This is a genomic window from Streptomyces sp. rh34 (assembly GCF_002551245.1).
Taxonomy (GTDB): Bacteria; Actinomycetota; Actinomycetes; order Streptomycetales; family Streptomycetaceae; genus Streptomyces.
On record NZ_NTGZ01000239.1, the window covers coordinates 1 to 11,296 of the forward strand.

The 11,296-nt window shown below is 70.8% G+C and carries 8 protein-coding genes; 3 read left to right on the forward strand and 5 right to left on the reverse strand.

All coding sequences use genetic code 11. The annotated features are described in order from the left end of the window. Nucleotides 1–216: 216 nt before the first annotated feature. Entirely contained in the window at nt 217–1,110 is an 894-nt protein-coding gene (locus CR470_RS30225; RefSeq protein WP_097870670.1) for an esterase/lipase family protein, read from the reverse strand. A gap of 239 nt (nt 1,111–1,349) precedes the next feature. Continuing rightward, nucleotides 1,350–1,514 carry a hypothetical protein gene (locus CR470_RS39815; protein WP_179892421.1) on the reverse strand — a complete coding sequence of 55 codons (165 nt, stop codon included), beginning with the start codon at nt 1,512–1,514 and terminating at the stop codon, nt 1,350–1,352. Nucleotides 1,515–1,964: 450 nt separating this feature from the next. On the opposite strand from CR470_RS39815, the gene CR470_RS30235 reads away from it, so the two are divergent. After that, nucleotides 1,965–3,017, forward strand: a complete 1,053-nt coding sequence (locus CR470_RS30235) for a DUF3533 domain-containing protein (RefSeq protein ID WP_097870671.1) — start codon at nt 1,965–1,967, stop codon at nt 3,015–3,017. A 197-nt stretch (nt 3,018–3,214) separates the two neighbouring features. Beyond that, a complete protein-coding gene (locus tag CR470_RS30240; RefSeq protein ID WP_097870672.1) occupies nt 3,215–3,712 on the forward strand; it encodes a phospholipase in 498 nt (165 codons plus the stop codon). 101 nt (nt 3,713–3,813) lie between these two features. Here CR470_RS30240 and CR470_RS30245 read toward each other — a convergent pair whose 3' ends face one another. Further along, nucleotides 3,814–4,899 (reverse strand): S1 family peptidase, encoded by a 1,086-nt coding sequence (locus CR470_RS30245; protein WP_097870673.1) that lies wholly within the window; start codon nt 4,897–4,899, stop codon nt 3,814–3,816. A 438-nt stretch (nt 4,900–5,337) separates the two neighbouring features. Between CR470_RS30245 and CR470_RS30250 the strand changes: the two genes are divergently transcribed. Continuing rightward, the gene (locus tag CR470_RS30250) at nt 5,338–6,237 is read left to right on the forward strand and encodes an alpha/beta fold hydrolase (protein WP_097870674.1); all 900 of its coding nucleotides are present in this window, start codon (nt 5,338–5,340) and stop codon (nt 6,235–6,237) included. Between the two features lie 18 nt (nt 6,238–6,255). Here CR470_RS30250 and fxsT read toward each other — a convergent pair whose 3' ends face one another. Then, a complete protein-coding gene (gene fxsT, locus CR470_RS30255; protein WP_097870675.1) occupies nt 6,256–10,191 on the reverse strand; it encodes an FxSxx-COOH system tetratricopeptide repeat protein in 3,936 nt (1,311 codons plus the stop codon). After that, on the reverse strand, nt 10,188–11,296 hold a 1,109-nt coding region (gene fsxC / locus CR470_RS30260; protein WP_097870676.1), incomplete at its 5' end, for an FxsC protein. The genes fsxC and fxsT, both read right to left, overlap by 4 nt.

Below are 11,296 nucleotides of genomic sequence, written 5' to 3' on the forward strand. Positions count from 1 at the left end.
GAGATGTGTATAAGAGACAGGCCGGGGCTGCCGTGCTGTTCGCCTCGCAGCGCCGCCGGGCCGCCGCCGCGGTCGGCCGCCCCAGCCGCTGACCGCCGGGGCACCCCCTACCCCTGCCGCGCCCCTCCGGGACGTCGGGCGCGGCAGGATGTGACGGGCCGGGGTCCGCCGTCCGCACCATCGGACGCCGGGCCCCGGCCCGTCGTCGCGCGGGGGTCAGCCGATGACCGAGGCGCAGGTGGTCGGGGTGGCGCGTGCCGGGTCTAGGGCGTTGGCCACCTCGTGGAAGGCGACGCGGTCGATGGTCCCGATCGCCACGTGCTCGGAGAGGTCGAGCGGACACAGGTCCTGGAGCAGCACGTTGCGTACGTTCGGCCCGTCCAGGTACTGCGTGCGGTACGGGGTCACGACCTGGTCGTACCTGGTCGCGATGACGGTGTAGCGGACGCCGGGGACGGTGTCGCCGCCCGCCGTGAGCCTGGTGATGAAGGGCGATCCCGCGATCTGGTCGGCGAGTCCGGGGGTCTTGTCGCTGATGAACCTCTCCACGCCGGGGAAGAACGGCAACAGCTTGGTGAGGCCGAGCAGGGTGGTGCCGTGGTTGTCCGGGGCGATGCCGACGAGGGCGTTGACCTTGTCGGCACCGCCGAGGAACTTCAGGTAGTGGTTCGGCATCATGCCGCCCTGGGAGTGACCGACGAGGTCGGCCTTCGGGGCTCCGGTGGCGTCGAGGACCTTGTCGACGAACACGTCGAGCTGTTCGGCGGACTTGTCGATGGGCCCGAGGCCGTGGAAGAACGGCACGCCGGGGAGTTGGCCGTAGTCGAGGGAGAAGACGCAGTAGCCCCGGTTGACCAGGTAGGGGGCGAGGACCAGCCAGTTGTCGATCGAGTTCCCGAAGGTTCCGTGGACCAGGACGACGGGGCGGGGGTGGGCGGCGGAGGGCTTGCAGGAGTAGTCGTTCCAGCCACGCGACGTGGCCTCGGCGGCGGCCGGGGTGGCCGCGGTCGCGCTCGCCGCGGGGGCGACGAGGACGGTGAGGGAGAGGAGCAGGGCGGCGAGCAGACTGCGCGCGCGGGGAACGCGCGCAGCACGGATCCAGGGCAGCATCGTGGGATCTCCTTGCGGCTCAAGGGAGGTGCGATGGCGGTGCGCCCTGTGGCCCGGACCACAAGCTTTATGTGCTCATGCCAAATTACGCACGAGTAAGGTGGCGAGGGAAGTTACGCGTCGGTAAAAGCTGGCGGGCGGCGGTGCTCGCTCCCGGCCACCGACGCGGCCGACCATCCGTCTCCCCCGGAGAGGGCGAGCCATGGCCGGCCGCATGACGAGCGGTCAGGTCAGTCAGGTCAGGACATCGCCGCCCCGGCCGTGGACGTCGACTTGTCGGCCTCTCCCTCTCCGGCCTTCACCTCTCCGGCCTTTCCCATGATCACGAGCATCGCGGGCAGCGCCAGGGCCGCCAGCCCGATCCGCTCGCACACCCCGGCGCGCGGCGCGGTTTCCGTATCCACCGAATCCTCCCTTCCGGGCCACTCGACGCGTCGGGCTTACCCTAGGTTTTGAGCTTTCGATCGGTAAGGGCTTACCTGTCGGTCAGCCCCGGACCGGTCCGACAGCGCGCAGGCCGGACCGCCGGCCCGGGGAAACATTCGAGGAGCCGCTCGACACGGAAAGGCGCCCCGCTCCACAGGGAACGGGGCGCCGACGGACGGCGGGTTCACTTCACCTCGTCGTGGCGCTCGCGCGCGGCGAGGACATCTCCGATCCGATGCGTGATCCACTCGACGAGGCCGCCCGCGGACTGCCCGGCCCGCACGGTGCTGAATCACGTCAGCAGCCGGTGGGGCGTGCTGATTCTGGCCGCGTTGCGGGAGGGGCCGATGCATGCCCGTCCGCCCCGGTGCTACGCCGTTCGGCCCGCCCAGCCTGCGCGGACGCCGCTCCGCCCGGACCGTGGGGGCATGACTTTCGTCGACGAGGTGAAGAACGCCGTCACCCCACGGGCCGCCCTGCTCGTGATCGGTGTGCTCGGACTGCAACTGCTGTTCATCGCGTCCTACGTCGGAGCGCTGCACAAGCCCAAGCCGACGGATGTCGCCTTCGGGGTGGTGGCCCCGCGGCAGATGTCCCAGCAGCTCGTCGAGCGGCTGGACGGGCTCTCCGGCGGACCGCTCGACCCCCGTACGGTGAACAGCGCCGCCGAGGCCCGCGAGCAGATCATGAACCGCGACATCGACGGCGCCCTGATCGTCTCGCCGGAAGGCCGCACCGACACCCTGCTGGTCGCCTCCGGCGGCGGAACGGCCCTGGCCACCTCCCTGGAGCGGATCCTCACCGAGGTCGACGCCTCCCAGCAGCGGAGCGTGCGGACCGTGGATGTCGCCCCGGCCTCCGGCGAGGACTTCAACGGACTCTCGTCCTTCTACCTGGTCGTCGGCTGGTGCGTGGGCGGCTATCTCTGCGCCTCGATCCTGGCCATCAGCTCCGGCGCCAAGCCCGCCAACCGACAGCGGGCGGCGATCCGGACCGGGGCCATGGCCCTCTACTCGATCGTGGGCGGCATCGGCGGCGCGATCATCATCGGCCCGGTCCTCGGCGCGCTGCCGGGCAGCTTCTGGGGGCTGGCAGGCCTGGGCGCCCTGGTCGTCTTCGCGGTCGGCATGACCACGCTCGCCCTGCAGGCCCTCACCGGCATCATCGGCATCGGCCTGGCCGTCCTCATTATCGTCATCGCGGGCAACCCGAGCGCGGGCGGCGCCTTCCCGCTGCCGATGCTCCCGGACTTCTGGCGGGCGATCGGTCCGGCCCTCCCTCCGGGCGCGGGCACCTGGACGGCCCGCTCGATCGCCTACTTCCGGGGCAACGCGGTCACCGGGCCCCTGCTGGTGCTCTCGGCCTGGGCGGTCGTCGGCACGGCGCTGACCCTGCTGCTGTCGATGCGGCACCGGTCCGGGCAGGACGACGGCCACGGTACGGAGACGGCACGCGCGGCGGGCGGGTCGACGGCCGTCTGACACCCGCCCCCGCACGGTGCGACGTTCACGGGGCCGTCCCGGTGACGGCCCCGTCTGACGTGTGCCCCAATTCTTGATGTCCGGTCAGCGCGAGGACTAGGCATGACAGGTGCATGACGACATGCTGGAGCGGCCTCGTTCCAGCCGACGAGGAGCACGGCCAGGACCACTCCTTTTCCCCCTCACGGAGGTCGCTCATGCGTCGTCGATTCACGGTTCCGCTCGCCGCGGTCGCCCTGTCGCTCCCGCTCAGCCTGATCACCGCCGCATCCGCCTCGGCCGCCCCCGCCGACAAACCCCAGGTGCTCAGCTCCTGGACCCAGACCAGCGCCTCCAGTCACAACGCCTGGAACGCCGCCCGCAACAACCAGGGCGCCTGGTCCGCGTACGGCTTCAACTGGTCGACCGACTACTGCAGCAGCTCCCCCGACAACCCGTTCGGCTTCCCCTTCCAGATCTCCTGCGCCCGCCATGACTTCGGCTACCGGAACTACAAGGCCGCCGGTACGTTCTCCGCCAACAAGGCCCGTATCGACTCCGCCTTCTACGAGGACCTCAAGCGCGTGTGCGCCCGCTACTCGGGGGCGACGAAGACCTCGTGCAACGGCACGGCCTGGACCTACTACCAGGCCGTGAAGGTGTTCGGCGTCTCCCCGGCCAAGGCGGACTCCGACAATCTGCCCAAGGCCGCCTGACCGCCCGGCCACCACGACACCCGCCGCACCCCGCCAGCGCACAAGGGAGAGGCCCCCGGCGTCCCGGGGGCCTCTCCGTGTCGCTGTGACGCGGTGGAGCGTCAGCCGATCTCGGCGCCGTAGGCGGCCAGCGCCTCCGGTACCGGCTGGAAGAAGGTCGTGCCGCCCGAGGAGCAGTCGCCGCTGCCGCCGGAGGTCAGACCGAGCGCGGTGTCGCCCGCGAAGAGGGCGCCGCCGCTGTCGCCGGGCTCGGCGCAGACGGTCGTCTGGATGAGGCCGTTGACGATGTCGCCGTTGCCGTAGTTGACCGTGGCGTCCAGCGCCGTGACCTCACCGTCGTGCACCTGGGTGGTGGAGCCGCTGCGGGTGACCGCCTGGCCGACCGTCGCGTCGCCCGCCCGGGTGATCGCCTGGGTCGAGCCGTCGTAGAGGTTCACCTCGCTCGGGTGCGCGGTGTCCGAGGTGTACTTGACCAGGCCGTAGTCGTTCTCCGGGAAGCTGGAGCCCTCGTTCGCCCCGATCTCCGAGCCGCCCTGGGTGTCCGACCAGCTGGTGACCGACTCGGTGCAGTGGCCGGCGGTCAGGAAGTACGGCTCGCCGCCCTTGACCACGTTGAAGCCGAGCGAGCAGCGGGAGCCGGAGCCCCAGATCGCGTCGCCGCCCGCGATCAGCGGCTGGAACTCACCCGCCGTCCTGTTGAGTTCGGCCGTCCCGCCGAGGCCCTCGACCACGGCCGAGAGCTTCTTCCAGGCCGCGCCGTCGACCGTGCTGTCGGCGGTGACGAGCACCTTGTTGCTGACCGGGTCGACCGCCCAGGAGGTGCCCGGGATCGTCGCCCTGTCGGTGAGGGTCCCCCGGGCCGACTTCAACTCGGCGAGGGAGTTCTGAACGATTCTGGCCTTGCCGCCCGCCTGGCGGACCTGCTCGGCACCCGCCTCGTCGAGGACGTTCACGACGAGGGCCTTCGCCGTGGTGTCGTAGTACGAGCCTGCCGCGTCCGCGCCCAGGTCACGGTCCAGGGCGGTGGCCAGCTTTCCGGCCGCGTCCGCGCTGAGGGTCTTGGCCGCGAACGCCGGCACATCGTCACTGGCGTTCGCAGTCTGGAACGTGAATCCCGCTGCGACGAGGGCGACGACGGCCGAGCCGGCCAGCGTCGCGCGCTTCCTGGATATGCGTCGATGCTTCAACTTCGACCTCCTGTGGGGCCGCGCACGGAGCAAGTGGGGTGCCCGTACACGGAGGATGGGGCGCCCACTATTCCGACGCGGTGAAACGCGCACAAGGTCGACTTCCAGACGTGCACACGACAGCGACGCTTCGCACGCGAGGCGTTCACCTACCCCGGGTCATGCCACGTCGGTTCCGATCGCGAACACCTGGTGCAACCATCGATGGCCCCTGGGTGAGGACTGGTCCTGTCCGGTATGCGCCGTCGGCGTCCGGACGGTGTACCCACCCGTCCGGACGGAGACGGAAATCGTCCGCGGGGGAGCCTCCCCGTACCTTCACAGTTCCTGTCGCCCAGCAGTCCCGGTAACGCCTCTGATGGGTCATCATCGAAAGGGCAGCACACGCCGGGCACACCGTGTCCGGGCCGGCCGGGTGACCGAGCGGAGGAGGAACGGGTGCGCAATCGGGTGCTCGCGGCGGACGGGCGGCATCTGATGGTGGAGCGGATGGGGGACCCGCGGGGCAGACCGGTCTTCCTCCTCCACGGCACTCCGGGCAGCAGACTCGGGCCCGCTCCCCGCGGCATGGTGCTGTACCAGCGCCATACGCAGCTGATCACCTACGACCGCCCGGGATACGGCGGCAGCGACCGGCACGAGGGCCGCCGGATCAAGGACGTCGTCGAGGACGTGCGGGCCATCGCCGACTCGTTGGGACTGGGGCGATTCGCCGTGGTGGGCCGGTCCGGCGGGGCCCCGCACGCCCTGGCCTGCGCGGCGCTGATGCCGGAACGCATCACCCGGACCGCTGCTCTGGTCAGTCTCGCGCCCCCGGACGCGGCCGGTCTCGACTGGTTCGACGGGATGACCGCGTCCAATGTGCTCGCGTACTCCACGGCGGCCGACGACCCGAAGAGCCTGGCGGAGTCCTTCATCATGCGCTCGGCGCAGATCCGCCGGGACCCGGTCCGGCTCCTGGACGACCTGCGCCGGGAGCTGACCGACTCCGACCGGATGGTGGTGAACGACGCGGGGATCCGGTCCATGCTGCTGCGCAACTACAGCGAGGGGCTGCGCACCTCGGCGTACGGCTGGATCGACGACGCCATCGCGTTCTGCAGCCCCTGGGGGTTCGATCCCGGCCGGATCACCGGCAAGGTGCTCCTCTGGCACGGGGTGAAGGACGTCTTCTCCCCGGTCGGCCACTCCCGCTGGCTGGCCGGGCAGATACCCGGCGCCACCGCCGTACTCGAACCGAAGGCGGCCCACTTCGACGCGTTCCCCATGCTCCCCCGGGTCCTCGACTGGCTGCTGGACGAGCGGGAGCACCCGGACGGACCCGGGCCGGGAGGGTGAGCCCTCCCGGCCGGACGGTCACACCGACATCGGCTCCAGTTCCCGCCTGAACCGCTCCTCGGTCCGGGCCATACGGGTCAGCGGATGGTCGTCGCCGAGCTGACGGGACAGCTCGACGACGATCTCCGCCCGCAACTGCGTCGCCTCGTCCTCACGCCCCATGGCGTCGAGCGTGACCGCCATGTTCGAGGTCATGGCCAGGGTCTCCGGATGGTGTGCCCCGAGCGCTTCGCGCACCTGCCCGGACAGCCGCTGCTCGGTCTCCAGCACGATGTCCAGCCCTCCCAGGTCCGCTGCGGCACTGGCCAGGTTCATCACACAGAACAGGGTGTTGGGGTGCTCCCGGCCGAACGTCTCCCGCATGGAGGCGACGACCAGCTTCAGCACCCGCTCCGCCGCTTCCGGCTCCCCGGCCACCGTCAGGTAGACGCCGAGGTTGTTCTGCGCCGCCAGGGTGTACGGGTGCTTCTCCCCCGGCACCTTCATGAACTGGTCGACGACCTCCTGCGCCGTGTCCCTCGCCTCGGCGCTCTCGCCCGCCGCGAACAGGTCCGCGGCGAGGTTGAGGTCGCAGGCCAGCGAATCGGGGTTGGCGATGGTGTACTTCGCCCGGTAGCGGGCGCGGGTCGCCACCGTGAGACGGCGGGCGTCCTCCAGCCGGCCCGCCCTGCGCAACGACACCGCGAGGCTCTTCGCGGCGCTCAGCGTGGCGGGGAAGCTGCGGCCCATCGTCTCCTTGAAGCTGTTGTACGTGGTGCTGAGCAGCCCCACCGAGTCCTCGTACCGTCCGACCTCCCGCAGGTCACGGGCGAGGTTCATGGCGGAGGACAGGCTGTAGGGGTGCTCCGGTCCGAGCACCTGCGAGCGGAGGTCGTAGACGTCCTGGTCGATCTCCCGGGCGCGGGCGTACTGACCGACGCTGCGCAGGTTCAGGGCCAGGTTGTTGGCGGCGGCCAGGGTCCGGGGGTGGGAGTCGTGGAAGATCTGCCCGAACCCCTCGTGGGCCTCGGTCGCCATCTCGATCGCCCGGGCGTAGTCCCCCAGCAGACCGAGGTCGATGGCCAGGCTGCTGGTGGTCATGTACGTGTGCGGGTGCTCGGGTCCCAGCACCGCCCGCTGCCGCTCCAGGGTGAACTCGTCCAGCTCCTTCGCCTCCACGTAACGCCCGCGGGTGCGCAGGATGTTGGAGAGGTGGAAGCAGAGGTAGAGGTACTGCAGGTCCCGCTCCCCCAGTTTCTCCCGCCAGATCTCCCGCAGCTCGTCGCCGAGCGCCCCCGCGGTCCTGACGTCGCCGCGCTTCCAGAGGTAGCGGACCCGGTCGATCAGGAGCCTGCGGGTCTCCGGCTCCTTGCAGTTGCGGGCGTCGGAAGGGCCGAGGTGCGGCCAGATCGTCGCGAAGCGCGGCCAGGTCTCCGGGTTGTCGATCGGCTCGTCGTCGTCGGGCCGGGCGCCGGCCAGGATGCGGTGGACGACGTGCCGGGCCTCGCGCTGCTCCTCCTCGCTGAGCTGCGCCTTGATCACGGCCTGGACGAGGCGGTGGACCTGGATGGAGTTGGAGACCTGGTCGACCTTGGCGAGGGCGAACCGGCCGATCTCCCGGATGACCCGGCCCAGCACCAGCTTCTCCTGGAGCGAGGAGTCGTACGGCTTCAGCGCGTCGATCATCTCCTTGCTGTAGAGGAGGTTCGCGGAGATCGGTTCCGGGGCGAAGAAGGCGCAGAGCTGGAGCAGTCGCACGGCTGCGGGCGAGCGCTCCTTGAGCCGGGCGATGGAGATGTTCCAGGTCGCGGCGACCGGTTCCGGGTAGCCGGCCGGCTGGTTGAGTCCGAGGACCTGGGGAGCCTGCTGGGCGAGCTGTTCGAGATAGGCGTCGATGGGAGTGGCGGTCTCCGCGATCCAGGCGGCCGCCTGCTCCACGGCGAGCGGCAGGTCGCCCACGGCGGTCGCCACCTGGTCGGCGTCCTCGTCGCTGAGCCCCGGCGCCCGGCGCTGGAGGTGCTCGATCGACTCCTCGCGCAGGAAGACGTCCACGGGCAGCGCGTCCCCGTGCTGGGACCAGCTCTGGTTGCGGGAGGTCACCAGGATGTGGCCGGAGCCGCCCTGCGGGAAGTAGCGGCGCAGCTGCTCGGGGTCGTCCGCGTTGTCGAAGACCAGCAGCCAGCGGTCCGAGGGCACGCCGCGCCGCAGCAGGTCGACGGCCTCCTGGGAGGCGGCGGCCATGTCGTCGCCACCCTGGGCGCCGAGCCGGACGGCGAGCTCGGCGAGCGAGGCGACCACGTCGTCGGGCTGCTCGGACGATATCCACCACACCAGGTCGTAGTCGGCCATGAAGCGGTGCACGTACTCCAGGGCCACCTGGGTCTTGCCGACGCCGCCGAGTCCGTACAGGGTCTGCGGCTGCGGCAGGACGACGGCCAGGCCGCCGCCGAGCTGGTCGCGCATCCGCTCCAGGACGAGCGAGCGGCCGGTGAAGCCGGGGTTGCGGGGCGGCGCGTTCCAGATCCTCGGTACGGTGCCGGGGAAGCGGGGCCCGGGCGAGACCCCGTCCGCCACCTGCACCGGGCGGTCCAGGGCCCGCATCACGGCGGTGGTGGCGTGCACCTCGTCCAGCCGGAAGAGGTCGACGGGGTTGCGGTCGATGTAGGGGGCGCTCAGGCGTACGTCCCCGACCCGCAGGGGGACCAGTCGGCGGCGGCCGCTGCCGACGGCCTCCGCGGCGGTCCGCTCCCAGAGCTCGACCGCGCGCTGGGACTTCAGGTAGGCGCTGGAGAGCAGCACCACGGTGCGGGCGTTGTTCTCCGCGGGAGCCTCGCCGGCCTCCTCCGGAGGGCGTTCGGCGGAGACGTCGCGCGGAACCACCCGGAAGCCGGCCCGGGTGAGAATCGATTCGAGCCAGTCGGCCCACATCCGGTTCTCCGCCACATAGCTGAGGAAGAGATCGGCGGGCAGGGCGGGCCTGCGCCGGGTGAAGGCGTCACGGATCCGCAGGCGGACCTCTTCACCGATCGGGGGCATCGAAGTGATCTCCCGGTCGGTGATGACCGCGGTGAGCCGTTCGAAGGCGGAGAGCAGCGAGTTGGTGAGTCCGGCCTCGTCCCCGAAGGTGGCGAGCGTCTCCTCGTAGGCGTAGTAGGGCCGGTAGGGGATCTCCACCGCGCCCCAGTAGGCGGTGAGTTCGTCCCCGGACAGGTCGCGCGGCAACCGGTCGAACTTGAGCCGGGCCAGTGCCCGTCCGGCGTCCGCCTTCTCCTTCTCGCCCTCGTCGATGCGCATCGGAACGGGGTAGAGGGCGATGGGGCGGCCGGTGTTGCGCTCGGCGATCTGGCGGGCGACGGAGGCCGCACCGTCGATGGACTGGTCGCTGAGGGTGAAGCAGTCGACGAGCACGTCCGGGAGGTGGACGGTGCAGATGTCGGCGATGTCGCTGAGGCCGGTCCGGCTGTCGATGAGGACGTAGTCGTAGTTGGCCTTCATGTCGTCGCGCAGCGCGTCGAAGAAGTGGCCGCCGCCGAACCGGTCGTAGAAGTTGTCCCAGTCGAAGGTGGAGACGGTCGCGGAGTATTCGCGGTTCTGCCGTCCGGCGGAGACGAAATCGAGCGTGCCGCCCTGCGGGAACTCCCAGCCGAGCGACTCCGGGGTCAGCGACACGGCGTGCGGCTGGATACGGGCGTAGTCGCGGTGCCAGTCCTCGGCGCGCTGGGCGGGGCTGGTCGCGGCCCACGCGTACTCGGTGATCAGGTCGATCACGCCGGTGGTGGCGCCGAGGGTGGCCGGGTCGAGGAAGGGGTGGAAGAACCGGTGCAGCCCGGGGGCCTCCAGGTCCCAGTCGACGGCCAGCACCCGCTTGCCGTTGGCCGCGAGGATCCAGGCGGTGTTGGCGAGCGCCATGGTGCGCCCGGTACCGCCCTTGTACGAGTAGAAGGTGACGATGCGCCCGTCACGACCGGCACTCATAGGTCCTCCGCTTCCGTCGCAGGGTCGTGCGGGTCGGGTATGTAGCTCGTACCGCCCATGGGGCCGGTGAGCCGGGTCCGCTCGCCGGAGCCGCCGCCCGGCCCGGGAGGGTAGGCCTTCGCGTGCTTGAGGTACTGCTGGGCGGCCACCTCGACCACCTGGGGCAGGAGTTGGCCGAACGCCTCCATGGTGGGCACTCCTTTCGCCGCGGCACGGCACAGGGCCCGGCCCTGGCCCATCTTGATCGGCATGGTGGCTTCGAGCTTCTCGGTGAGCTCGGCCTCCGCCGCTCGGCTCTGGTGGTCGTCGCGGCTCCACGGCACGACCATGGTCACCCAGGGCCGGTTCTCCGCGTCGAAGGCGGCGAGCCTGCGGCGGTGGTCCTCGTCCATGAGGGCCCAGCGGTCGACGAGCAGGATCTCGGGGGTGCTGGGCGGGGCCTTGGCGTCGTGCCGGTCCTCGTCGAACGAGGAGATGACGGCCTGGTAGTTGAGCGAGCGGACCAGTTCCTCCGCCACATAGGCCAGGGGGCGGGCGGCGGCCGGGTAGTAGGGGTTCCAGTCCTGGGGGTGATCGCCGTAGTGGTCGCTGTTGCGTCCCTCGGGCAGATCGTGGCGGGTGGGCGCCGCGATGGTGATCTGCATCGGCCGGGGGGCGCCGACTCCGCTGCTGGGAGAGCCGAAGGCGCTGGGGGCGAGGCGGTAGTCGACGGGCCGGCCGGTGTCGATACGGACCGAGTCGGCGACGCTCACGATGCGTTTGGCCAGTTCGTAGACGGCCCGTTCGTATTCCTCGGCGAAGAGTCTGAGCTTGATCAGGCCGTAGAGGCCGTCGCTGACGTACCGTTCCCCGAAATCACGGTGGTTGAACTGCAACCGCTCGGCGGAGCCGGGCAGTTGGCTCGGCGGCACCGGTACCCAGAGGGCCGGGACGATGGCCTCGGCGGGCTGGTTGGAGCGGGCGCGGTGGTGGATGGCGCGCTGTTCGAAGGCGTACCACTCCTTGCCGCACATCTCGCTGGCGAAGTAGCGCGGCGAGAACAGCGGGACGAACACCCGGCAGGTGGCGAGGACGTCGCCGAGCCGTTCCGACCAGCCCTCCCCGG

Coding starts and splice junctions, on each gene's coding strand:
- fxsT (WP_097870675.1), bottom strand. CDS start 10,191: ATGAGTGCCGGTCGTGACGGGCGCATCGTCACCTTCTACTCGTACAAG.
- CR470_RS30235 (WP_097870671.1), top strand. CDS start 1,965: ATGACTTTCGTCGACGAGGTGAAGAACGCCGTCACCCCACGGGCCGCC.
- CR470_RS30240 (WP_097870672.1), top strand. CDS start 3,215: ATGCGTCGTCGATTCACGGTTCCGCTCGCCGCGGTCGCCCTGTCGCTC.
- CR470_RS30225 (WP_097870670.1), bottom strand. CDS start 1,110: ATGCTGCCCTGGATCCGTGCTGCGCGCGTTCCCCGCGCGCGCAGTCTG.